Genomic DNA, 24,321 nt, shown 5'->3' with positions numbered 1-24,321 from the left:
GTAACATATACATACGGCAAGGCGAAGCTGACGTGGTTTGAAGAGATTTTCGAAGAGTATTAGAATTATAAAAAACGCATAATATCAGATGTAGATAATTTGATATTATGCGTTTTATCATGAAAAGATTTTCTAAATCATCTCCTCAAATTGATTTTTTCACAGTCTAAAATATTTGATAGATAAACTATGAATTGGAGTTATTCTGACTCCTTACGAAAGCTAAATAATCCAGCAGTTAGAGTTAACATTCCAAATAGGGTGGCGAGAATTGAGTGATTTTCTCCAGTATTTGGCAAAGTCTTAGCTACTTGTTTCGAAATAGTTTCAGTCTTAGTTGCTAACGACTCAGCTTGAGTTTTTGTACTACTTGCGTCATTTCCTTTTTGTTCAGTATTACTACTATTTACAACTGGAACAGGAGTTGTACTACCTCCGTTATCACGGCTTGCGGCAACTTTGAAGGTCATAGCATAGATACTGAAGTGATTGGTTTCAAAAGTAACCTTATCTGTATCTTGTTTGAACTTCAATGCCTGTAAAGTACCATCTGGAGCAACATAGTAAACATTTTCAACTGGCTTATCAGCAGAAAGACTTACTAGAACCATGCCATTTGGCTGGATAGCTTTACCATTCGCGTCATATAGATGAATGTCAAATGCCTTGTAGTCTTTTGATTCAAGTGAAGTCGGCTTGGTTTCTTCTACCTTGATATAGCTGACATTTTTGAGTGTTGCTTCTGAACCATGCACTTGAACGCTTCCAGCTTTGTTCGAAAGAACACGAGTATTGTTTGGGATGGCTGGATTAAGCGTAGGCGTTACGGGAGTTATCGGTGTTATTGGAGCAACTGGATTCACAGGTTGTTCAGTTGGTTTCTCTGGCTTAGCAGGTTGTGGTTGCTCAGCTGGAACAGTAGGAACACTTGGTTGCTTGTCTGGCTTAGGTTGCTCACTTGGCTTAACTTCAGGTTTTACTTGCTCAGCTTGTTTTTCAGCAGGGTTCTTAAAGAAGAAAACATAAGTATCGTAGGTTTCACCAAATAGATTGTATGAATGAGTTTTAGTTTTCGCATCATAGCGATTTTTGTCCTCACTTGGGAATCCTGGATAATAGAGTTCTTCTAGTTTTTTATCCTTAGTTAATGTATAAACCTGGATATCCTCTTGTTTCTCTTTCGATTTGATACTCAAAGAGATTCCACCACCTTGGAGAGTTCGATTTGTTCCGTAAGTTGGATTTCCATTTTTATTAGGAACTTCATAGAAGATTGTATAAGCTTCGTAGTTCATTCCTTCCAACTCTGGAACTTTTACTCGAACAAGAGCAGGTTTAAGCCTACTGTCCATATCTCCAAATCCGCTACCTTTAAATTTTATCTCTTTACCATTTTCGAACATCGGATTATTGAAATTCGAATTAAAAGTATTTACTTTTATATGAGAGCCTGCATGAAGCAAGTCTGATTCAGCTGTCCACCAACCGTAAGATGTTTTTTCTACATTTTCAGCAGGAAGTGGAGCCGCAAGGTCGTTTGTTGTTAGAGTAGGACGACCTGTTCCGTTATTAAACCAACGTTTTGGCTGGTCGTTTCGATAAGGAACCTTTGGCAATCCAGCATTTTCAGCTGGTTCTACTGGTTTAGCAGGTTGTGGTTGCTCTGCTGGTTTAACCTCTGGTTGAGGGTTTTCTGCTGGTTTTGGATTCGGAATTGGAGTTTTAACCGGCTTGTTCTCAGCTGGTTTCGGCTGCACAGTTGGTTCAACTGTCTCCGCTGGTTTCGAAACTTCAGCAGGTTTTTCCGTTTCCGCTGGTTGCGGATCTTTCGGTTTTTCTTCTACTGGTTTATTTTTAGTGTAAATAAAATAGTAGCGGAAAAGATTATCTCCTTTACCATTTTTGTAACCAGAACCACGCAAAGCATAGGCTGCATCATAACTAACTCTGACAACCTTTGGATCTGGATCAATATCTGGATGATCTGCAGCGGCTTTTACAACGTGGCTAAAAGTGTAGTCGGAGAATTTTTTTGCTGTTAGTATTCCATCTGCGCTATCTTTGTCATGTACGTTCCATGTAGAGCTAACTTCTGCTTGTTTTGGACTATCAATTCTTGATTCAGTAGTGTATCCATGTTTTTGGACAAGATCAGCATCTAAGAAATCTGCTTGGATTTCATATTTTCGAACGCTTATATCTGAGAATGCTGGCACGGCTCCAGGTTTTTCTGGGATTAGTCTATGGATCAGTTCATCCATATCAACTCCGTCAGCAGCCCAAAGCTTCTCATTAGCCTCAGCTATCAGTTTATTGTACTCTTCTTGAGTCTTAGCTGCTCCTTTCTTATAGGCTAAATCCTCTGCTACCATCTTCTTCATCTCTTTAGAATCTGTTATAGGTTGTTCTGGCTCAGGTGTTATGATTGGTAGACCTGGCTCGGGTAGCTGATTGGTTGGATCGACGTTGTATTTTTTCTCGATCTCAGCATTTTTCTTGTCCTCTGCGATAGCCTCATCTGTTCCGTTTGCAAGAATGTTGCCCTCGGTCGAAGGTTTTTCGACAGGAGCGGGCTCTTCTACTGGCTTTTCAGCAGGTTTTGAAACTTCTTTGTCTAGCTTTGGTTTTGGTTTAGCGATTGGGTCGAGCATACTGAAATCAACCCAGCTACCATTAGGTTTTGGTGCAGGTGTTGGTTGAGCAACATTAGGTTTAGCAGCAACATTTGGCTGCGGCGCAACGTTTTCCTCGGCACGCACCAAAGTTGGCACGGCAGCACTAAGAGTTACAGCAGAGAAAGTGACAATACCTAGTTTAGTTAGTTTATTCATAATTTTTCCTCCTTGGGAATGTAAAATTGCCTTTTTAGGCTTATAAAATAACAAAATCAACTTCCTTTCAAGACCACAAAAGCAAAATTTTGAGCCAACTCATTCTCTAAACATTTAATGTTCTTGATAGAAGCCTTAAATGAACCTTTATCCATTAACTGAACAATACAGCTATTACACTATTACATATCTTAATAATTTTTAAATTTTTTGTTACCATAAGCTCGCTAACTACTTTAGAGATAGGGAACTAAGTGTATCGCGTAACGACCGTTAAACGATACACAAAAAATACCAGTCTAATACAGGTTAAAAACACTGTTAAACTCGTATTTTTTAAATATTCATATTGTTGTTTTGACTGTTTCATCAAACGGTCGTTAATCGAAACAAATTTACAGCTTCATTCTACCATTTTTCCCTATTTTTAGCAATGATTTTCCGTTTTTTTTTGACGATTGTTCGCCACTTTATTGCGTTCTAACACTTTATATAGGGTTGATGTAGAAATTTGTTCAGCTTTTGCAATATTACGTATGCTTATATTTGAATGTAGATATTTGTTAAGTATCCGCTCCTCCTTTTCTTTTGAAATCCGTTTTGCTCCTAATCTAACACCATTTTCCTTAGCTTTTCGAAGTCCTTCTTTTGTGCGAAACCTCAGATTTTCCAGCTCATTTTCTGCCACAAAGCCTAAAATGACGCAAAGTAACCTGCCAATAAGAGAGTCTGTTTCTAGTTTTTCATGCAAACTGACTAGCTGAATATGATATTCATTAAATTGTTCAATAAGTTCTAGTAGCTTAAACATAGATCGAGTCAGTCTATCTAACTTATAGATAGTGAAAGTAACCTGCTTGCCATCTTTCGAAAAGTCAGAGGCCAGTTTTAAGGCTTTTGTAAGTTCAGGACGAGTGTTATTTGCACCAGATTCCTTTTCTATAAAAAGTTTATCGCAATGTTTGAGAGCTTCGATTTGCACTTTCAATCCTAGGTCTTGCTTATGAGTAGATACACGGGCGTAGCCTATGTTGATAGTCTTTTGAGACATAAAAATCCTCCTGTTATCTTGATACAGAGGGATATTTTACTATGAATTTTAAAATAAGAAAAGACTTCAATTTCATAATCCCTATGAACTACACCCCAAAAGCTAGATTATTCTATCTAACTTTTTAGGGTGTACATAGATAGGGAAGGTGTAATTATAGGAGTTTTACTTGTCTCTTTGTATTACCAAATAATCACGCGCTCTTCTGGTGAACGCCACATTCCGTCACCTTCTTTGACATCATAGGTTGTAAAGAAATCATCGAAGTTTGGCACTTGTACATTGACACGAAGTTTGGCTGGCGCGTGCACATCGACACTAGCCAAAAGTTTCATAAATTCTGGACGACCTTTCATGCGCCAGATGCGACCGAAGTTGTAGAAGAACTCTTCTGCTGAGAAGTCTGCTTCTCTCTTAGCTGCTTCAAGCGCTGCTGCGATTCCTCCCAAGTCAGCCACGTTTTCTGATACAGTCAATTTACCGTTAATGGTTGCTCCATAAGAATCCTGTCCATCAAATTGGTCAATGACTTTTTGTGTTTTCTCCTTGAAGGCAGCATAGTCGCTCTCTGTCCACCAATCCTTGAGGCTACCATTTTCGTCAAAGGAAGCTCCGTTGGTATCAAAGGCGTGGGAAATTTCATGAGCAATAACCGCCCCAATACCACCGTAATTAGCAGAAGATGACTGATGCAAGTCATAGAAAGGTGCCTGTAAAATAGCCGCTGGGAAGACAATCAGATTCTTCTGTGGATTGTAGTAGGCATTGACCATGTGAGCAGGCATGCCCCATTCCTTGTAGTCTACAGGTTGGTTCCACTTGCTCCAACTGTGTTTGATTTCCACACGCGCAAAGGCTAGAGCATTGTCAAAAAGACTAGCAGTCTCATCCACTACCTTGTCTTTGTAGCGTGCTGGCAATTCTTCTGGATAACCGATATAAGGCTTGATGACATTGAGTTTGACGATGGCCTTGTCACGAGTTTCAGGAGTCAGCCAGTCATTCTTAGCCAAGCGTTCCTTATAGACATCAATCATGGTTGCCACTTTTTTCTCCACGTCCGCCTTAGCTTCTGGAGAGAATTTTTCATGGGCATACCAAAGACCTAAGGCTTGTTTGAAAGGACCTTGTGCTAGTTGATAAGCTGCCTTGACCTTGTCTTTGGCTTCTGGAACTCCTGAAAGCGCACGGCTATAGGCACCTGACAAGACACGGATTTCTTCTGTTAAATAGCTGGTTGAAAGATTGACTACACTTAAAATTAAGTTTGCTTTGAGAAGAGGCCATGCCTCTTCACTATAGAATTGATCTGCTGCTTGCCAGAAACGTTCCTCGTCTACAATAACCTTGTCTGGTACTTGTCCAAGAACAGCTTGGAAGAAGTCATTCAAAGGTAGGGCAGGCGCGAATTTCTTGAAATCTTCGTAAGAATATGGATGGTAGAGTTTGGCATATTCTGAACTTTCTTCATTAGAGAGCACCACTGCCGCAACTCGACGGTCCAATTCAAGTCTTTTTTCTAGCAAGTCTTCAATTTCTTCATCAGAGAAATCATAAGCCTTGAGGAGATTTGCGCTGCTTTCTTTCCAAAGAGTCAAGAGCTCTTCGCGCTGAGGATGTTCTTCTGCATAGTAGGTCGTATCTGGCAGGATCGTGCTTGGAGCGCTAGCCCATAGAACATTAATTCTAGCATCCATAAAGTCTGGCGATACACCAAAAGGAAGGAAGTTTGGTTTTCCTGCAAGCTCAAACTCTGCTAGTTTAGCTGTAAAATCCGCAAAAGTCTCCAACTCTTGGAATTCTTTAAGGAGTGGTAAGACAGGTGTGATACCGTCAGCTTCTCTCTTGTCAAAATCACGAACTAGGCGGTGGTATTTGACAAAGTTTGCCAAGATAGCATCCTCAGGCACCTCTTCACCTGCTAACCACTTGTCTGTTGTCGCCAGCATCAAGTCTTCAATTTCCTGATCTAAATCAACAAAACCTCCTGTTTGAGACTTATCTGCTGGGATTTCAGCTGTCTGTTGCCATTCTCCATTGATAGCATCATAAAAATCATCTTGATAACGTGTCATCTTGTTCTCGCTTTCATTTGTATTTGTATTTGTCTTTATCTTAACAAAAATCACTAGGGAATGCAATTAAAAATGAACTTTCCTTTTCTATCATTTTTCAGTTATTATTTCAATTTTTTAAAAATTCACAAAAAAATTAATTGTCTGAAAAATGAATTGACAAAAAATATATAAAATGATAAAATTCTATCTATCTCATAGCTTTGCTACTTGAAATTTAAATATTAGGAGGTAGATTTTATGCTTAAGCAAAAACGTGTTCATTCTGTAAGTATTGCAGGAATCGCAGTAGAAGGATAGTAATACTTTCTTCACCGAGGCTGGTAACTAGACTTTCTCTAGTTACCTTTTCTTTTAATTGATATAAGGAGATATAATGGATCTACTAAAAGCTCGTCCAAAACTAAAAAAGGCTTACCCAGTAGTATATAAAGACGGATCGGTCTATATAGGTGGGGTTGGAGAAATTATAGAATATGAAGACCCTAGCGGAGCTATTGAATACATGCTCAAAAAAATGGATGGAATTAATACCGTCGAAAAAATCATAAGAGAAGTTTCAGAAACCTACAGTGAACTATCACCATCTGATGTAATGGAAGCTATTGATGAAATCAGTAAAGAACGATTTATCGAGGATTTAAATCTTACTGGTTCTAAAATATTATCCAAGTATGAATTAGAACGTTATCACAGAAACATCAACTTTTTTTCATCTTACGCAACTTTAAGTGAAAATAAATATATTTCTCAAAAAAAATTAATTGATTCAAAAATTGGAATTATTGGATTAGGCGGATTAGGCTCTCACATTATATATGACTTAGCTGGCTTAGGTATAGGAGAAATAAAAGCTGTTGAAGGTGTAGGAGCTATATTAGGTGCTATTCTTGCCCCTGAATTAATTAAAAAGTTTAGATATGGAAAAATCCTCTCCATCAGTACAATGCTAGCTGGTCTATCTACTATGTTGCTATCAATTAACACAAACTATATATATATGGGAGTATTTTTAGGTTTGAGTAATATGTTTGGCAATATCAATGCCATTACATATTTTACGTTACGACAAAAAGTTGTCAAAAAAGAAATGTTGGGACGTGTTGTTAGTATTACTAGAATGATCTCATTTGCTTCTATCCCCTTAGGAGCATACCTTGGAGGGATACTTGTTTCACATAACTTAACTATCATAAGTATTCTAATATTAGCAGGTACTATAAGATTTCTTGCAGGGGGATTTAGTTACTTTAGTCCATTAACCAAAAGTAAAAACTATTGATGTTTAAAGTGTGATATACTGATTCAAAATAATTCATCAAAGAATCGCTCATACTCAACAAAAATCAAAGGGTAAACTAAGGGGTTATCCATGGATAGATTAAAACACTTTTTGAAGTACAGATAGTAAATCTAATTAAAGAATCTTTAAAATCATAAAAACGCATAATATCAGGTGTATAAACCTTGAGATTATGCGTTTTATTAGACCTCCTACTAAATATATAGCAAAATAGAGTTAGTTGGAGCTGGAGTAGTACAATGCTGCTTCTAAGGCATTTTTATAATTTACTTTGAATTTCTAACAATGTTTTAAAAAACTCGGTGGACTATTCCAAATTCAATCCACTATATATTGATTCCCTTGTGTGATGTGTAAAGATTTTTTAATGACTTATTTTAATTTTTTTAAAAATTAACTTGACTTAATTTTTTTTTTAATGTATATTAAGAGACAGGAGGAATATAAGTTTATGATACGTATCGAAAACCTCAGTGTCTCCTACAAAGAAACGTTGGCACTTAAGGATATTTCACTAGTGCTCCATGGACCGATAATTACAGGTATCATTGGCCCAAACGGTGCTGGAAAATCAACATTATTAAAAGGGATGCTGGGAATTATCCCACATCAAGGTCAGGCATTTCTCGATGACAAGGAAGTTAAAAAATCCTTACATCGAATCGCCTATGTCGAACAAAAGATCAATATCGACTACAACTTTCCCATCAAGGTCAAGGAATGCGTCTTGCTAGGACTCTTTCCCTCTATCCCTCTCTTTCGAAGTTTAAAGGCTAAACATTGGAAGAAAGTGCAAGAAGCCCTTGAAATCGTCGGCCTAGCTGACTACGCAGAACGGCAAATCAGTCAATTGTCTGGAGGTCAATTCCAGCGGGTCTTGATTGCCAGATGTTTGGTTCAGGAAGCCGACTATATCCTCTTGGATGAACCCTTTGTTGGGATTGACTCAGTCAGTGAGGAAATCATCATGAATACGCTGAGAGATTTGAAAAAAGCTGGGAAGACGGTTCTCATCGTCCACCACGACCTCAGCAAGGTTCCCCACTACTTCGATCAAGTCTTGCTTGTCAATCGAGAAGTGATTGCCTTTGGTCCAACCAAAGAAACCTTTACCGAAGCCAATCTCAAAGAAGCTTACGGTAATCGACTCTTTTTCAATGGAGGTGACCTATGATTGCAGAATTTATCGATGGATTGCAAAAATTCCATTTCTTACAAAATGCCTTGATAACAGCCATTGTCGTCGGGGTCGTAGCTGGAGCTGTAGGATGTTTCATCATTCTACGCGGGATGTCACTCATGGGAGATGCCATTTCACATGCTGTCTTGCCAGGTGTAGCCCTCTCCTTCATCTTGGGCCTTGACTTCTTTATCGGAGCCATTGTCTTTGGATTGCTAGCTGCCATCATCATTACCTACATCAAGGGAAACTCGATTATCAAAAGCGATACCGCCATCGGCATTACCTTTTCTTCTTTCTTAGCCCTCGGTATCATCTTGATTAGTGTCGCTAAAAGTTCAACTGACCTTTTCCATATCCTTTTTGGTAATATCCTAGCCGTCCAAGATACGGATATGTTTATTACTATGGGTGTTGGTGCAGCCATTCTCTTGTTAATCTGGATTTTCTTCAAGCAACTCTTGATAACTTCCTTTGATGAACTCTTGGCTAAAGCCATGGGAATGCCTGTCAATTTCTATCACTACCTTCTCATGGTACTCTTGACTCTCGTGTCTGTGACAGCCATGCAAAGTGTCGGAACTATCCTGATTGTAGCCATGCTGATTACCCCAGCCGCGACTGCTTATCTGTATGCTAATAGCCTGAAAAGTATGATTTTCCTATCCTCAACCTTTGGAGCGACAGCTTCAGTTTTGGGACTCTTTATTGGCTATAGTTTTAATGTTGCGGCAGGTTCTAGTATCGTGCTTACAGCTGCTAGTTTCTTTCTCATTAGCTTCTTTATCGCTCCCAAACAACGATATTTGAAACTGAAAAATAAACATTTGTTAAAATAAGGGGCAAAGCCCTAATAAATTGGAGGATCTAATGAAAAAATTAGGTACATTACTCGTTCTCTTTCTTTCTGCAATCATTCTTGTAGCATGTGCTAGCGGAAAAAAAGATACAACTTCTGGTCAAAAACTAAAAGTTGTTGCTACAAACTCAATCATCGCTGATATTACTAAAAATATTGCTGGTGACAAAATTGACCTTCATAGTATCGTTCCGATTGGGCAAGACCCACACGAATACGAACCACTTCCTGAAGACGTTAAGAAAACTTCTGAGGCTGATTTGATTTTCTATAACGGTATCAACCTTGAAACAGGTGGCAATGCTTGGTTTACAAAATTGGTAGAAAATGCCAAGAAAACTGAAAACAAAGACTACTTCGCAGTCAGCGACGGCGTTGATGTTATCTACCTTGAAGGTCAAAATGAAAAAGGAAAAGAAGACCCACACGCTTGGCTTAACCTTGAAAACGGTATTATTTTTGCTAAAAATATCGCCAAACAATTGAGCGCCAAAGACCCTAACAATAAAGAATTCTATGAAAAAAATCTCAAAGAATATACTGATAAGTTAGACAAACTTGATAAAGAAAGTAAGGATAAATTTAATAAGATTCCTGCTGAAAAGAAACTCATTGTAACCAGCGAAGGAGCATTCAAATACTTCTCTAAAGCCTATGGTGTCCCAAGTGCCTACATCTGGGAAATCAATACTGAAGAAGAAGGAACTCCTGAACAAATCAAGACCTTGGTTGAAAAACTTCGCCAAACAAAAGTTCCATCACTCTTTGTAGAATCAAGTGTGGATGACCGTCCAATGAAAACTGTTTCTCAAGACACAAACATCCCAATCTACGCACAAATCTTTACTGACTCTATCGCAGAACAAGGTAAAGAAGGCGACAGCTACTACAGCATGATGAAATACAACCTTGACAAGATTGCTGAAGGATTGGCAAAATAAGCCTCTGAAAAACGTCATTCTCATGTGAGCTGGCGTTTTTTCTATGCCCACATTTCCGGTCAAATCATTGGAAAATTCTGACTGTTTCAGATACAATGGAAGAAAAAAGATTGGAGTATCCTATGGTAACTTTTCTCGGAAATCCTGTGAGCTTTACAGGTAAACAACTACAAGTCGGCGACAAGGCGCTTGATTTTTCTCTTACTACAACAGATCTTTCTAAAAAATCTCTGGCTGATTTTGATGGCAAGAAAAAAGTCTTGAGTGTCGTTCCTTCTATCGATACAGGCATCTGCTCAACTCAAACACGTCGTTTTAATGAAGAATTGGCTGGACTGGACAACACGGTCGTATTGACTGTTTCAATGGACCTACCTTTTGCTCAAAAACGTTGGTGCGGTGCTGAAGGCCTTGACAATGCCATTATGCTTTCAGACTACTTTGACCATTCTTTCGGGCGCGATTATGCCCTCTTGATCAACGAATGGCACCTATTAGCACGCGCAGTCTTTGTCCTCGATACTGACAATACGATTCGCTACGTTGAATACGTGGATAATATCAATTCTGAGCCAAACTTCGAAGCCGCAATTGCAGCTGCTAAAGCCCTATAGAAAAAATCCTCTGTCACAAAGAGTTCCCTGCTCTTTGAAACGGAGGATTTTTGTTTACGAGTAAATATAAGTTCAATCAGATAAAAACAACTACCTTATACTCTTCGAAAATCTCTTCAAACTACGTCAGCTTTATCTTCAACCTCAAAGCGGTGCTTTGAGCAACCTACGGCTTGCTTCCTAGTTTGCTCTTTGATTTTCATTGAGTATTACTCTACAGATTTCAAGGCTTCAAGCATATCAACCTTTCTCAGATGGCGATTGACAAAGAAACCAAGCAAGGTCAAAATGATGCTTACTGCTGCCACTGGAATTACATAGACTTCCCAACCTACCTGTGGATAAAAGAGAATAGTCGCAGGTGAAATCATTTGAATCAAAAATTGGTGTAAATAGAAACCTGATACCAGACCAAGTACGATTCCCACAAGGGACAGCACAATCGTCTCACGATAAATGTAGAGGGTGACTTCATTATTGTGAAAACCGAGAACCTTGATAGTGGAGAGTTCACGGATTCTTTCAGCTACGTTGATATTGGTCAAATTGTAGAGGATAACAATAGCCAATAGAACCGACACGATAACTAAGATAGTCATGGTCTGATTGAGTGAGCTAGCGACGGAGTCAAAGAGCCGAATAGCGGAAGCATTCTGGACAACACTGGACACCGCAGCTTGATTCATAAGTAAACCTGCCTGTCTTTCTATACTAGTAACACTGGTATCCCTTAACGAGACCAGATAAGTATTGGCTTGGGGTAGCTGTCCGTAAAGTTGCTCATAGCTAGCCTGACTCATATAAATAAAGTGCCCAACGTAGTTCTCAGCAATGGCAGCGACCTTTAGCTTCTTACCTTCAATTTCTAAAGTTTGTCCAAGCTTGACACCTGCCAACTGGGCGAGTTTAGCTGTGATGACAACTCCATCTTTTAATGTCAACTCTTGCTGATGGTCTTGCAGATGAATAAAGGGAGTCAAATCCTCCTTCTCTGTCATCATAAGCGTAATGGTTTGAAGACCAGCCTTATCTTTGAAATCCTTGTCTAGCGTTTTAGAATAGATTTTCTGATAGGCTTTGATGTCCTGCCCTTTCAACACTCCTTCTAGCTCTTTCTTGTCCTGATTGGTCGCACTAGGATTTTCAGAAACAATCATCTGATACTGTTGGATTTGTTGAAACTGTCTGGACGGAACTCCTGCCACAGAGGATTGGATTCCCAAACCTGCAAAGAGAAGGGCTACAGAACCAGCCACACCAAAGATCGTCATCAACATCCGTTGCTTATAACGAAAGATATTGCGGGCTGTTACCTTATGGGTAAAACTGAGACGACGCCAGATAAAACCGATGCGCTCCAGTAAGATTTTAGCTCCTTTAACAGGTGGTTTAGGCAGTAAAAGCTGGGCGGCTTCGTCATGAAGTTCCCTACGAGCTACCAAGTAGGCTGGTAACACACTCGCCAACCAACTCAAGACAAGAGCCAGTAAGCTATAGGTCCAATAGAACTGAATCTGGGTTTCTCCCACCACCATGCCTTTTGTAATGACACTTGAAATCACACTAGCTAGTAAATAATGGCCAAGTATACTACCTAGAGCTGTTCCGACAGTCCCAGCTACTAGACCATAAAGGAGAAATTTAGTGATAATATCCTTGCTACGATAACCCAAGGCCTTAAAGATACCTGCATGTGTTCGCTCTTCATCCACAAAGCGAGTCATAGTTGTAAAGGTTACCATAGCTGCTACGGCATAAAGTACTACAGGAAAGATATTGCCCACTGCCCGAATACTGGCTGAAGCATTACTGTACATGAGATAGCCCTGACCGCCAGGCATGGTCTGACGATTATAGACTTGATACTTGGGCTCAGCTAATTCATCCAAGACTTGCTGATGTTTTTCTAATTTTTCCTTTTCTTGAGCTAAATTCTCTTCAGCTTGCTTTAGTTTATCTTCTTCCTTGCTCAATTCCTGCTTGGCTTGGGTAAGTTGAGCACTAGCTTGCTCTCTCTGAGCTTGAGGAAACAAGGCTAGTTTACTTTCCTGAGCCTGTATACGAGCTTGAGCAACTGCTAAACGACGCTTGCCTTCCTGCAAATTAGCCTGAGCCTTGTCAAGAGTCTCTTGCCCCTTATCGAGAGACTCTTGCCCTTCTTTTTTCAAGACTTGCAGACGTGCCTTGCCATTATCTGATAAAGCTTGTTCAAGGTCTTCCTGATGTTGCTTGGATCTTTCTTCATAAGCTGATGAAAAGGCATTTAAACCTGCTAAATCTTGATATTTCAAGCGTGCTATATTATAGACTTTCTGATCAAACTGACTAGGTAAAATTACCCCATAGGCTGTCAGAGTCCCACTTCCACTTCCTGCATAGCCCATATCTCGCTGGGAAAGGATTTCAGCTGAATTCACAAAACCAGTAATGGTATATGTATGGTCTTTTAAAGAGGAATGACTGCCTTCTTTTTCTTTAAAGCTAATCTCCTGTCCTACACTGTATTGACCCTGCAGATGACTTGCCAAAGCGATTTCCTGGTCTGACTGCGGAAGTCGCCCTTCTCTTAGCTGAAAGGTTGAAATTCGCTCTGGTTTGGAGTACAGCCGAATGGCATCCTGCCCATTTTCCATAGTCACATCTGTCAAATAGCCAAACTCAACCTCTGCGCCCTGCGTCTGTTTTAGTTCTTCTTGATCTTCTTGATCCAAACCATAATTAGACATAACTGCCAAATCCAAGGTTTGAGCAGTTGTTAAATAAGCATTAGCTGTCGCCTCCATGTTGGGGCTAGTTACTTTGAGACCTACTAGGGCTAGAGAGCCCAACATCATCAAGGTCAAGATAGATAAAAAACGTCCCTTGGAGCCTGTGAAGGACTGAATTAAGTCCTTCCAATAGGTTTTTCGCTTCATCATGCTAGTACTCCAAACTGTCGATATCCTGAGGATGCTGGTTCATCACCACATCCTTGACACTGGCATCGTGCATATGAATCACGCGATCAGCAATGGGCGCCAAAGCTCCATTGTGAGTCACGATAATCACCGTCGCTCCCTTTTGACGAGACATGTCTTGGAGAATCTTCAAGACTTGCTTGCCTGTCTGATAATCCAAGGCTCCAGTCGGTTCATCACAAAGGAGGATTTTAGGATTTTTGGCTACTGCGCGTGCAATGGAGACTCGCTGTTGCTCCCCTCCAGAAAGCTGGGCTGGAAAATTATTGAGACGATGAGCCAGACCTACATCTGTCAAAACCTGCTCAGGATCCAAAGCATCTGTCACGATTTCAGAAGCCAACTCCACATTTTCCTTAGCAGTCAAATTGGAAACTAGATTATAAAACTGAAAAACAAACCCCACATCATTTCTACGATAATTGGTTCTCTGGTGGGAACTATAATCTGCAATATTGGCACCATCAATCCAGATTCCCCCCTCATCATTGGTATCCATTCCCCCAAGAAGGTTAAGAACCGTTGACTTGCCTGCACCAGATGCACCTAGAATAATTACCAATTCACCCTTTTCAATCTCAAAATTCACATCGCGATTGGCCACAATCTCCGTGTCCCCAACCTGATAACGCTTGTAACAGTGTTTCATCTCAATATAAGCCATATCTGTTTCTCTTTCTTTCATATTTACTATCATTATATCGCTTTTTCAAGCCATTGGAAACTGGGAACAAAAACAAAAAGCCTAGAAATCAATTCTAGACTTACATTTTTTTATTTTCCAAGGTAGTATTCAGAAACTACGTTCAATTTTTCGTCGAATTCGAATACCAATGGTGGGAAGTTAGGGATTTCCACGTCCATGATCTCGTCATCTGACAAACCTTTGATGTGTTTTACAAGGGCACGGATTGAGTTACCGTGAGCTCCTACGAATACGTTTTTACCATCTTTAAGAGCTGGAGCGATTTTATCTTCCCAGAAAGGAAGGGCACGTTCCAAAGTCACTTTCAAGTTTTCAGCATCTGGGATTACTGAGTCGTCAAGTGAAGCGTAACGACGGTCTGTGTGAGCTGAGTGCTCATCATCACGGTCCATGTTTGGAGGCAATACATCGTATGAACGACGCCAGATGTGAACTTGCTCATCACCAAATTGCTCAGCAGCTTCAGCTTTGTTTTTACCAGTCAAACCACCGTAGTGACGTTCGTTCAAGCGCCATGATTTTTCAACTGGAACCCACAATTGGTCAGAAGCTTCAAGAGCCAAGTTCGTTGTTTTGATCGCACGCTTCAATACTGAAGTGTAAGCTTGGTCAAATTCGATACCAGCTTCTTTGATCAATTTACCAGCGTCAATCGCTTGTTGTGTACCTTTTTCAGACAAATCAACATCAGCCCAACCAGTGAAAAGGTTAGCTTTGTTCCATTCAGACTCACCGTGGCGAGCAAAAACCAATTTTACCATTAGATGGATTCTCCTTCAAATTTTCCGAGGTTTCCCCTCGTTTATCTATTCTATTCTACACAATTTTTCACAAAAAAGCTAGTCAAAACCAAAAAGGAAAGGACTGTTTGGCAATCCTTTTCCTTCTTAGTATCAGACAACAACCTTACTTCTCTTCAAATCCTTCTGCGACTGCGTCCGCAAAGTTTTCTTCTACGATGCTTGCACAGTGGTCACAGATGACTGCCTGGTAGCTGCGTTCTGCTGTTGTTGGGTCGGTGCGACGGCAACGGTCACATACTTGGCCTGCAGCACGTTCAACTGTGAAGGCGACATCTTCGAAGCTAAGGGCAGCTTCCGGAGCTGGTCCTTCTGCGATGGTCAATTCAGACACAATCAAAAGTTGAGCTACATTGCTGTTTACTGCTTCGAGTAGAGTTTTCACCACTTCATTTGGATAAACTGTCAAGTGTGCTTCAAGTGATTTACCGATAACTTTTGCATTACGAGCTTCTTCCAAGGCTTTTTGAGCTTGTCCACGGAAGTCCATGAAGGCTGCCCATGTATCCAAGATTTCTTCTTGATTAGCAAAAGTTTCCGCTTCTGGCAATTCTGACAATTGAACGAAGTCTTCTGCTTCAAACTCAAGGTATGACCAGATTTCTTCCGCAGTGTGAGGAAGGATTGGTGTCAAGAGTTTGGTGATTTTCACAAGAATGTCATAGAAAACAGTCTGCATTTGACGGCGTTCGAGTGATTTGGCACCTTCGATATAAACAACATCTTTGGCAAAATCAAGGTAGAAGGCTGACAAATCAACGTTGATAAAGTTCACCAAGGCCTTATAGATTGTCAAGAATTCAAAGTTTGCATAAGCATCACGAATCGTTTTCACAAGCTGATTAAAGCGAATTGTCATGTACTTATCAACTGAACGAAGTTCATCGTAAGCGACTACATCTTGAGCTGGGTTAAAGTCAGATGTATTGGCAATCAAGAAACGAAGAGTGTTACGAATCTTACGGTAAGTTTCAGAGACTTGGCTCAAGATATCCATAGAGATACGTACGTCATTGCTTGAGTCTACACTTGTTACCCAAAGACGCAAGATTTCAGCACCAAATTGTTTTTCAACATCGCTTGGAGCAATGGTATTTCCAAGAGATTTAGACATCTTCTCACCTTTACCGTCAAGGGCAAAACCTTGTGACAAGATTTGTTTGTAAGGTGCTACGCCATGATTGGCAACAGATGTGATGAGTGATGAGTTGAACCAACCACGGTATTGGTCAGAACCTTCTAGGTAAAGGTCTGCTGGGTAAGTCAACTCAGGACGGTTTACTACAACTCCATTCCATGATGAACCTGAGTCAAACCAAACGTCCATGATATCTGTTTCTTTTTTGAACTCACCATTTGGTGAACCTGGATGAGTAAATCCTTCTGGTAAGAGGTCTTTGGCATCACGTTCCCACCAAATGCTTGAACCATGTTCCTCAAAGAGTTGAGCCACGTGTTCAATAGTTTCAGCAGTCATGATTGCTGTACCATCTTCAGCATAGAAGATAGGAAGTGGAACACCCCAAGCACGTTGACGAGAGATAACCCAGTCACCACGGTCACGAATCATATTGTAAAGACGGACTTTACCCCATTCTGAGTGGAATTTCACTTTTTCAATTTCGTCCAAGATTTCTTGGCGGAATTTAGAAACTGAAGCAAACCATTGTGGTACTGCACGCCAGATGATTGGTTTCTTAGTACGCCAGTCAAATGGGTATGAGTGAGAGATTTCTTCTTGGGCAAGAAGGAGGTTACCAAGTTTCTCGATAACAGTTGGAACTACCTTTTCATAGAATTGACCTTCAAACTCAGGACCAGCATTCTTCATCATGATACCACGTTCGTCAACAGTCACTGCGACTTCAAGACCATTAGCAATACCAACATTGTAGTCGTCCTCACCAAAACCAGGGGCTGTATGGACGATACCAGTACCAGAGTCAGTGGTAACGTGGTCACCAAGGATAACGAGCTCATCTACTGCAGTATCCCATGGGTGTTCTGTCACGATGTGGTTGAGTTCTTGACCACGGTAAGTTGCCAACACTTGAACATCAGCCCAACCAAATTTCTCAGACAAGCTAGTCAACAATTCTGCAGCAACGACAAACTTACGAGTTTCACCAGCAGGTTGAACTAAAACGTAATCAATATCTGCTCCAACCGTCAAACCACGAGAAGCTGTGATGGTAAATGGAGTCGTTGTCCAAACAACGATATAAGTGTCTGTATCAAGGGCACCTTTTCCTTCTTTTACCTTGTTGGCATAGTAAAGGGAAGTTGAAACCAAGTCATGGTATTCAATCTCCGCTTCAGCAAGGGCTGACTCAGATGACCAAGACCAGTAAACTGGCTTGGCACCACGGTAGATATAGCCTTTATTAGCCATCTCACCAAATACACGGATTTGGGCTGCTTCATAGTCAGGAGTCAAAGTCACATATGGATTTTCCCAGTCACCAGAAACACCCAAACGTTTAAAGTCTTCACGTTGTTTATCTACTTGAGAAAGAGCGTATTCGCGACAAAGTTTCAAGTACTCAACCAAGTCCATTTCTTTACGTTTGACACCTTGTTTTGCCAAAACTTGCTCGATTGGCAGACCATGAGTATCCCAACCTGAGATAAATGGTGCGTAAAAACCTGACATAGATTTTGAGCGAACAATGATATCTTTTGAAATCTTGTTCATAGCGTGTCCAACGTGGATATTTCCGTTCGCGTATGGAGGGCCATCATGCAAGGTGAAATGAGGTTTTCCTTGGTTCAATTCTTGACGACGTTGGTAAAGTTTTGCATCTTCCCATTCCTTTTGCCAAACTGGCTCTTTGGTCGGAAGGCCTGCACGCATTGGGAAAGCTGTTTTACCAAGATTAAGAGTATCTTTGAGTTTCATGGTATCTCCTTTATAAATAATAACAAATTAAAAACCACGACTGCCAAAAAGGACGAAAATCGTGGTACCACCTTTATTCGGAAAAAGATTTAGTCTTTCTCCCTCTTATCCCGTAACGTGGGGAACGTCAAATCTTACTCCATTCAGACTTGAGTTTTTGAGAGGATAATCTTATCAATAGGGATTACAGGACTCACACCATCTCCTGCTCGCTGGAAATATAAGGATAAGATATTGTTCTCAGAATATTTCTTATAAAATTGTAACGGATTCTTGCGGTGCTTCAAATCCTGGTGCTGAATCAAATGTTTCTGTAGCTGGTGTTGGAGCCGAAGGATGTACTGGAGCTACTTCTGGCTCTTCATACATTGGACCAACTGGATGAGCAGGTTCTTCTTCCATTTGAGGACCCACTACAGGAGTTGGAGCTTCCACTTCCTGTTTAGTCTGAGCTTCAAATTCAGCCAATTCTTTATTGGCTGCTTCAATACGAGCCTGTAACTCTGCCATTTCTGCTTGAGAGAACTGACGTGTCATATCAATTGGTTCTTCCTCAATTGGAGCTGGAATCGGTTCTCCAAGTACCTCGCTAACCACTTCTTTAAAGGCTTCATCACTGGTTTGAAGATAAGTAGCTGTTGGGCGAAGAATATCTTCCCAGTCTGAAGATTCAACAATAGCCAACTGACTCTCAATTGTAGATTTGAGACGTTGGTGGAAGACACGGCTCTTATTCTTCAATTCTTCTGTTTCAACAGCAACTTTCTTAGCATTGTCTGTTGCTTGACGAAGAATCTCGTTTGCCTTATATTTAGCTTCTTCCAACAAGCGTTGCGCATCCTGCTCTGCTTGATGAATGATATTGTTTGAACGTTCATGTGCTGCTTGTTTCACTCGCTCAGCTGTGTCTTGGGCAATCAATACAGACTGGCTCAATGAATCTTTCATTTCGTCAAAGTAAGACAAACGCTCTTCTAAACTCTTAATACGCAAATCTTTATCATGATTCGCACGAACAAGATCTTCGTAATCACGAACCACAATATCTAAAAATTCATCGACTTCTTCTGGATCAAAGCCTCTGAATCGAGTTCCAAAGGTCTTGTCCTTTATTTCTAATGATGTAATTGGCATTCTATTCCTCACTTACTTAATAATAACTGGACGGTTATTTTTTTCTTCTCTTTTTTCGTTTGTCCCTTATCTTGAAGTAATCTCAAGCGACCAAATTTTCTCACACTAATCAAATCTCCAACTTGAACAGTGTAATCTGATTTGTCTACCACATGATAATTTACTTGGACAAGTTTCTTTTCAATCAACTGGTTTGCTTGATTCCTAGATAGTTTCAAAACATTTGATAAAAGAACATCTAATCGAAAACTAGACACAGATAAATCCAGTTCTCGATACTGTTCTAGCTTATCTATTTTCTCGGCGAAAGAACGTTCCTCCAGCGAAACAGGTATACGGCCAATTTTCTTTAATCCATCTTGAAAGAGAAGAAGAAACTGCTGATTAATCATAATCTGCGCCCGTTCTTCATCTACTAGGATATCTCCAAAAAGTTTCCGTTCAATCCCTAATTGATTGATGACTGTCCCTAAAATCTTAGCATGCGTTAAATGTTCAAATTTATTGGAATACACAATTTCCTGAAGAGATATTTCAAAATCTGAAAACTCTGGTTGGAAATAATCTGGGTATAATAAAACTCGAACATACTCACTCGAGACAAATTCCCCACTACTGCTACAAGCAAGACCATAGGTTTTGGCCAAAATCTTTAATAGCTTCTCCTGATGAGGATTGATAAAAGGAGTTAAAAAAGGAGCATAGCTATCTTCTACCTTCTTTATCCATTCCATTCCCTTGTCAAGAAAGGGACGATCTTCTATGGAGAAATGCTGATAAATCCCTTTATTCATCCTATCATCGCCAGAAAACGGACTAGGTTTTCTCCTAAAAATCGAACCAAAACAATCGCAACCCAAACAGATAAATCAAGGCCCACTATCTGTAAAGGCAGGCGTTGCAAGGGAGCAAGCACTGGTTTTACCAACGCTACAATCCAACGACCCAAACTGGATTCGTAGGCGCCTGGAAACCAAGACATGACAGCAAAGGCTACCAAAATCAGGGAGTAAATATCCACTGCATTATAAATCATACGAATTAAAAAAATCATTATCGTACTCTATTTCGTCTCATATCAAAATCAAACTCACCCTGTTGATCTTCATCTGGCAAACGAATATCTTCTACATTCACAATAACATTCACTGGTGTCAACAGATACATGGTAGAAGCTACTTTTTTCAGACTTCCAGCTAGAACATGGCAAGCCCCATCCAGGTAATCCAAACAACGACGAGCCTGCACTTCAGTCATATATTGAAAATCAATCAAGATACTTTCGTTTCCTGCCAATAAATCAACAATTTCTGTTGCGTCTTCATATTTTCTAGGATAACGAACATCTATAATGACCTTATCAGTTGCACGCTGACTCTGATTTGCCAATTCCTGTTGTCTTGCATGAAGTCTGGTGATATTGTTCTCCTTTGTTCCAGCTGATTGTGGAGTTTGAGTGATTGGGAGAGCCGGTTCCTGTGAAGAATTTACTGGAGTAAACACAGGCTCATCTCTTTTTTCATAAGGGAGACTTGAATCCTCATCCTCCGTAAAATAATCTATAAATCTATCGAATCTATCTTTTAAAGACATGGTTCTCTCCTACTTAAAAAATGCTGTACCTATACGAACAAAGGTGGAACCGAATTGAATCGCTTCTTTATAATCACGACTCATTCCCATACTTAACTCGATCATAGGCATATTTGGAATTTGTTTTTCTTGGATTTCTCTTTGTAAATCTTGGGTCGCCTTGAAAATTTCTTTCAACTGCTCACTGCTAGCCTCAAAAGGTGCCATCGTCATTAAACCAACATATTCAATCTTATCTAGTCTGGCTAACTCTGGCAAGATATCCAGCAGTTCCTCTCTCGAAAAACCGTGCTTGCTTTCTTCTTTAGAAATATTTACTTGAAGGAAACACTTGATGACTCGGTCACTTCTTTTTTGGATTTCCTCCGCTAGCTTTACTGAATCCAAGGCATGGAAATAATCAACGTATTGAATGACATCTTTCACCTTACGTCTTTGCAAGGTACCAATCAAATGCCAAGTCACATCTCGATCTTTTAAAGATTCATATTTTTCCAGAAACTTATCGACACGATTTTCACCGATATGATGAACACCTAGCGGAAGCAAGGCTTCCGCTGTCGGTACATCTACATACTTGGTAACTGCAATGACAGAGACTGAACCACTCTCTCGATGAGCACTCAGACTAGCCTCTGCGACTTCTCGAAAAACAAGTTCTGTATTTTCTTTTACATTCATTTACTTAACGATTTTTGAAAAATGGAGGTGTATCCAATTCATCTTCATCTTGTGATGTTGGGGCTTCAAAGCGTTCAACTGGAGAAACGACTGAATCTGTTGTACGAACAATCGATTCACGGCGAAGATCCCAATCACCAAAAGCAGATGCCTGAGTTGGTTCCAAACGACGTGGATTTTGTTTTGGCAATTCAGCTGTTTCTGCCATATCAAAATGACGATCAAAGCCATGTGAATGAGCTGGTTTCACTGTCTCACGGTAGTTAGTAGTCGGTCTAGCTTGTGGAGCCACAACCTTTTCTACGCGGTCTTGACGAACACCCGTTGCGACAACTGTTACACGAATTTCATCACGCATACTTTCATCAATTGAAGTACCGAGCCAGATGTTCACTCCTTGACCTGCTGCTTGATTCACAATTTGTGAAGCCTCTTCTGCCTCAATCAAGGTTAAGTCGAGACCACCAGTTACGTTGACAATCACATCTTCTGCTCCATCAATTGTTGTTTCAAGAAGTGGAGAGTAAATTGCCTTACGCGCTGCTTCAACAACACGTTCTTCTCCACTACCGATACCAATCCCCATAAGAGCATTTCCTTTATTTGCCATCACCGTTTTCACATCGGCAAAGTCAAGGTTAATCAATCCTGGATTGGTAATCAAATCGGTAATTCCTTGAACACCTTGACGAAGAACGTTATCTGCTTCGCTAAGAGCCTCCAAAAGTGGTGTCTTCTTATCAACAATTTCAAGCAAGTTGTTGTTTGAAATAATCAATAGAGTATCTACATGCTCACGAAGTTGGTTGATTCCTTCAACGGCAAATTGTCCACGCTTACTTCCTTCAAAACCAAAGGGACGTGTTACAACACCAACTGTAAGAGCACCCAAATCTTTGGCGATACGAGCAATAACAGGAGCAGCTCCAGTTCCAGAGCCTCCTCCCATACCAGCAGTGATGAAGACCATATCTGCACCACTGATAGCTTCCGTCAGTGTTTCTTCGCTTTCTTCAGCAGCTTTACGACCAACCTCAGGTTGACCTCCTGCACCCAAACCGCGAGTCAATTTAGGGCCTAACTGAATAACAGTCTCAGCTTTTGTACTGCTCAATGCTTGTACATCTGTGTTTGCTGCGATAAATTCTACGCCTGTAACACCTTCGTCGACCATGCGGTTGATGGCATTGCCACCGCCTCCACCGACACCAATTACTTTAATCACTGCACCTTGAGCAGCAGCTGTATCAAATGAAAATGTCATAATTTATTTTTCCTCTTTATTCGTCAAACATGCTTCCGATCAAGCCACGGAAACGATCTGCTAATTTCGGTTTATTTTGTGAAGCTTGTTGGAAATCCGCCATTGGTTCTGTAGGCGCCACCGGCTCTACTTCTGGAGCAGGAGCTGGTTGAACAGGCGTTGATTGTACAAACTGAGCTGTCTTTTGCAGCATCCCACCAAAACTAATTGGCTGATGACTTAAGTCATTCTCACCTTTTATCGCTCCTTGAGCCAAAAGATTAACTTCTGTTAATTGACCCGCAAATTCTGATAAACTAATCACATGCGCAAAGGCTGGATTACGGATACCAACTTGATTTGGAACATAAAGCTTGACACGGACGCCAAAGACTTCCTGAGCAAGCTCAACCATACCTGGTAAAATGGCATTCCCACCGATTAAGACAATACCACCAGGGAGGTCCAATAGACGCCTTCTATCTAATTCTTGCTTGATTTGTTCAAGGATGTGCTTGATTCGTGCAGAAATAATTTCTGACAAGTAGGCTTCCGTCACTTCGACTGCTTCTACTTCTCCAATAACCTCTACTTGGAAGGTTTCTTTGCTTGCAAGAGGCGGATAGGCTTCCCCGTAATTCAGTTTCAAGCCTTCCGCTAATTTGCGAGAGGTTTTCAAAACCTTGGAGATATCTTTAGTTACATAATCTCCACCTTCTTGGAGAATATGTGTGAACTGGAGTTCTTGATTACGGATTGTAGCGACAGTCGTTTGACCTGCCCCCATATCAATCACTGTAGCACCAAATTCACGTTCCCCTTCGTTCAAAACAGACTGAACCATTGCTAGTGGTGAAATGATAACATTTTCAACCTGAACACCTGCACGCTCAACCGTCTTACGCAAATTGTGCAAGATAGTACGAGGTCCTGTATAAAGCAAACCACGCATTTCAAGGCGAACCCCCATCATGCCACGTGGGTCACGAATCCCTTGGAAACCATCCACAATAAATTCTTCAGGAATAAAGGTAATGACTTCACGGTCAGGTGTCATACTCTTTGTCAAAGCTGATTTGACAACATTTTCAACATCTTGATCCGTAATTTCCTTGGTATCAGATGTTACTGGAATCATCCCTTGAGTTGGTTCTACCTGCAAAAGATTACCAGGCAAGCCGACATTCACTGATTTAATCGAAATGCCTGACTTTTCTTCTGCTTGGGAAATGGCTGACTTGATAGCAGTTGCTGCTGCATCAATATCAACAATAATTCCATCCTTTACACCTTTACTTTTGGCATTACTCACGCCAATTACATTTAATTCACCATTTCTCTGCTCGGCTACAAGCACCTTGACAGAGCTTGTTCCAATATCTAGACCTGTAAAAAAGCCTTCTCTAGCCATTACATCGCATCCTCTCTATCTTCCAAGTTTCGCACTTCGTATT

19 protein-coding genes are annotated in these 24,321 nt (G+C 40.5%); 5 read left to right on the top strand and 14 right to left on the bottom strand.

Translation table 11 applies throughout. The annotated features are described in order from the left end of the window. Positions 1-200: 200 nt before the first annotated feature. From HT678_RS01420 to pepO, 3 genes are all read right to left on the bottom strand, one after another. A complete protein-coding gene (locus HT678_RS01420) occupies positions 201-2,831 on the bottom strand; it encodes an LPXTG cell wall anchor domain-containing protein (protein ID WP_172924533.1) in 2,631 nt (876 codons plus the stop codon). A gap of 427 nt (positions 2,832-3,258) precedes the next feature. Continuing rightward, positions 3,259-3,882: a recombinase family protein gene (locus HT678_RS01415; RefSeq protein ID WP_000078994.1), complete on the bottom strand. Its 624-nt coding sequence runs from the start codon at positions 3,880-3,882 to the stop codon at positions 3,259-3,261. A gap of 182 nt (positions 3,883-4,064) precedes the next feature. Continuing rightward, on the bottom strand, positions 4,065-5,957 hold the full coding sequence (pepO, locus tag HT678_RS01410; RefSeq protein ID WP_172923688.1) for an endopeptidase PepO: 1,893 nt from the start codon (positions 5,955-5,957) through the stop codon (positions 4,065-4,067). 376 nt (positions 5,958-6,333) lie between these two features. Between pepO and HT678_RS11390 the strand changes: the two genes are divergently transcribed. From HT678_RS11390 to tpx, 5 genes are all read left to right on the top strand, one after another. Beyond that, complete coding sequence (locus tag HT678_RS11390; protein WP_240153446.1) at positions 6,334-7,239, top strand: ThiF family adenylyltransferase; 906 nt, start codon at positions 6,334-6,336, stop codon at positions 7,237-7,239. A 472-nt stretch (positions 7,240-7,711) separates the two neighbouring features. Then, positions 7,712-8,434: a metal ABC transporter ATP-binding protein gene (locus HT678_RS01395; protein WP_172924532.1), complete on the top strand. Its 723-nt coding sequence runs from the start codon at positions 7,712-7,714 to the stop codon at positions 8,432-8,434. Beyond that, a complete protein-coding gene (locus HT678_RS01390; RefSeq protein WP_000559786.1) occupies positions 8,431-9,279 on the top strand; it encodes a metal ABC transporter permease in 849 nt (282 codons plus the stop codon). Before HT678_RS01395 ends, HT678_RS01390 begins: the two co-directional genes overlap by 4 nt. Positions 9,280-9,310: 31 nt before the next feature. Beyond that, a complete protein-coding gene (gene psaA, locus HT678_RS01385; RefSeq protein WP_000733056.1) occupies positions 9,311-10,240 on the top strand; it encodes a metal ABC transporter substrate-binding lipoprotein/adhesin PsaA in 930 nt (309 codons plus the stop codon). A gap of 122 nt (positions 10,241-10,362) precedes the next feature. Then, a complete protein-coding gene (tpx, locus tag HT678_RS01380; RefSeq protein WP_000256028.1) occupies positions 10,363-10,854 on the top strand; it encodes a thiol peroxidase in 492 nt (163 codons plus the stop codon). Positions 10,855-11,063: 209 nt separating this feature from the next. On the opposite strand, the gene HT678_RS01375 is transcribed toward tpx, so the two are convergent. From HT678_RS01375 to ftsA, 11 genes are all read right to left on the bottom strand, one after another. Continuing rightward, on the bottom strand, positions 11,064-13,772 hold the full coding sequence (locus tag HT678_RS01375; RefSeq protein ID WP_172924531.1) for an FtsX-like permease family protein: 2,709 nt from the start codon (positions 13,770-13,772) through the stop codon (positions 11,064-11,066). A 1-nt stretch (position 13,773) separates the two neighbouring features. Beyond that, entirely contained in the window at positions 13,774-14,475 is a 702-nt protein-coding gene (locus HT678_RS01370; protein WP_050971298.1) for an ABC transporter ATP-binding protein, read from the bottom strand. Positions 14,476-14,585: 110 nt separating this feature from the next. Continuing rightward, the gene (locus HT678_RS01365) at positions 14,586-15,278 is read right to left on the bottom strand and encodes a phosphoglycerate mutase (RefSeq protein ID WP_000240129.1); all 693 of its coding nucleotides are present in this window, start codon (positions 15,276-15,278) and stop codon (positions 14,586-14,588) included. A 145-nt stretch (positions 15,279-15,423) separates the two neighbouring features. Next, complete coding sequence (gene ileS, locus HT678_RS01360; RefSeq protein WP_172924530.1) at positions 15,424-18,216, bottom strand: isoleucine--tRNA ligase; 2,793 nt, start codon at positions 18,214-18,216, stop codon at positions 15,424-15,426. Between the two features lie 252 nt (positions 18,217-18,468). Beyond that, positions 18,469-19,350: a DivIVA domain-containing protein gene (locus HT678_RS01355; RefSeq protein WP_001123177.1), complete on the bottom strand. Its 882-nt coding sequence runs from the start codon at positions 19,348-19,350 to the stop codon at positions 18,469-18,471. An 8-nt stretch (positions 19,351-19,358) separates the two neighbouring features. Continuing rightward, positions 19,359-20,144 (bottom strand): RNA-binding protein, encoded by a 786-nt coding sequence (locus tag HT678_RS01350; RefSeq protein ID WP_023940420.1) that lies wholly within the window; start codon positions 20,142-20,144, stop codon positions 19,359-19,361. Continuing rightward, positions 20,141-20,404: a YggT family protein gene (locus HT678_RS01345; RefSeq protein WP_023940419.1), complete on the bottom strand. Its 264-nt coding sequence runs from the start codon at positions 20,402-20,404 to the stop codon at positions 20,141-20,143. The genes HT678_RS01350 and HT678_RS01345 overlap by 4 nt, the downstream gene beginning before the upstream one ends. Then, positions 20,404-20,943 (bottom strand): cell division protein SepF, encoded by a 540-nt coding sequence (locus HT678_RS01340; RefSeq protein WP_000053381.1) that lies wholly within the window; start codon positions 20,941-20,943, stop codon positions 20,404-20,406. The genes HT678_RS01345 and HT678_RS01340 overlap by 1 nt, the downstream gene beginning before the upstream one ends. Positions 20,944-20,952: 9 nt before the next feature. After that, complete coding sequence (locus HT678_RS01335; RefSeq protein ID WP_050389749.1) at positions 20,953-21,624, bottom strand: YggS family pyridoxal phosphate-dependent enzyme; 672 nt, start codon at positions 21,622-21,624, stop codon at positions 20,953-20,955. A 4-nt stretch (positions 21,625-21,628) separates the two neighbouring features. Then, on the bottom strand, positions 21,629-22,888 hold the full coding sequence (gene ftsZ, locus HT678_RS01330) for a cell division protein FtsZ (protein ID WP_000144272.1): 1,260 nt from the start codon (positions 22,886-22,888) through the stop codon (positions 21,629-21,631). Between the two features lie 16 nt (positions 22,889-22,904). Beyond that, positions 22,905-24,278 carry a cell division protein FtsA gene (gene ftsA, locus HT678_RS01325; protein ID WP_050107773.1) on the bottom strand — a complete coding sequence of 458 codons (1,374 nt, stop codon included), beginning with the start codon at positions 24,276-24,278 and terminating at the stop codon, positions 22,905-22,907. Positions 24,279-24,321: the final 43 nt, after the last annotated feature.

The organism is Streptococcus sp. 3167 (assembly GCF_013277175.1).
In the GTDB taxonomy this organism is placed as follows: domain Bacteria; phylum Bacillota; class Bacilli; order Lactobacillales; family Streptococcaceae; genus Streptococcus; species Streptococcus pseudopneumoniae.
This window is presented reverse-complemented; position numbering and strand designations above follow the sequence as displayed.

Coding starts and splice junctions, on each gene's coding strand:
- HT678_RS01420 (WP_172924533.1), bottom strand. CDS start 2,831: ATGAATAAACTAACTAAACTAGGTATTGTCACTTTCTCTGCTGTAACT.
- HT678_RS01415 (WP_000078994.1), bottom strand. CDS start 3,882: ATGTCTCAAAAGACTATCAACATAGGCTACGCCCGTGTATCTACTCAT.
- pepO (WP_172923688.1), bottom strand. CDS start 5,957: ATGACACGTTATCAAGATGATTTTTATGATGCTATCAATGGAGAATGG.
- HT678_RS11390 (WP_240153446.1), top strand. CDS start 6,334: ATGGATCTACTAAAAGCTCGTCCAAAACTAAAAAAGGCTTACCCAGTA.
- HT678_RS01395 (WP_172924532.1), top strand. CDS start 7,712: ATGATACGTATCGAAAACCTCAGTGTCTCCTACAAAGAAACGTTGGCA.
- HT678_RS01390 (WP_000559786.1), top strand. CDS start 8,431: ATGATTGCAGAATTTATCGATGGATTGCAAAAATTCCATTTCTTACAA.
- psaA (WP_000733056.1), top strand. CDS start 9,311: ATGAAAAAATTAGGTACATTACTCGTTCTCTTTCTTTCTGCAATCATT.
- tpx (WP_000256028.1), top strand. CDS start 10,363: ATGGTAACTTTTCTCGGAAATCCTGTGAGCTTTACAGGTAAACAACTA.
- HT678_RS01375 (WP_172924531.1), bottom strand. CDS start 13,772: ATGATGAAGCGAAAAACCTATTGGAAGGACTTAATTCAGTCCTTCACA.
- HT678_RS01370 (WP_050971298.1), bottom strand. CDS start 14,475: ATGGCTTATATTGAGATGAAACACTGTTACAAGCGTTATCAGGTTGGG.
- HT678_RS01365 (WP_000240129.1), bottom strand. CDS start 15,278: ATGGTAAAATTGGTTTTTGCTCGCCACGGTGAGTCTGAATGGAACAAA.
- ileS (WP_172924530.1), bottom strand. CDS start 18,216: ATGAAACTCAAAGATACTCTTAATCTTGGTAAAACAGCTTTCCCAATG.
- HT678_RS01355 (WP_001123177.1), bottom strand. CDS start 19,350: ATGCCAATTACATCATTAGAAATAAAGGACAAGACCTTTGGAACTCGA.
- HT678_RS01350 (WP_023940420.1), bottom strand. CDS start 20,144: ATGAATAAAGGGATTTATCAGCATTTCTCCATAGAAGATCGTCCCTTT.
- HT678_RS01345 (WP_023940419.1), bottom strand. CDS start 20,404: ATGATTTTTTTAATTCGTATGATTTATAATGCAGTGGATATTTACTCC.
- HT678_RS01340 (WP_000053381.1), bottom strand. CDS start 20,943: ATGTCTTTAAAAGATAGATTCGATAGATTTATAGATTATTTTACGGAG.
- HT678_RS01335 (WP_050389749.1), bottom strand. CDS start 21,624: ATGAATGTAAAAGAAAATACAGAACTTGTTTTTCGAGAAGTCGCAGAG.
- ftsZ (WP_000144272.1), bottom strand. CDS start 22,888: ATGACATTTTCATTTGATACAGCTGCTGCTCAAGGTGCAGTGATTAAA.
- ftsA (WP_050107773.1), bottom strand. CDS start 24,278: ATGGCTAGAGAAGGCTTTTTTACAGGTCTAGATATTGGAACAAGCTCT.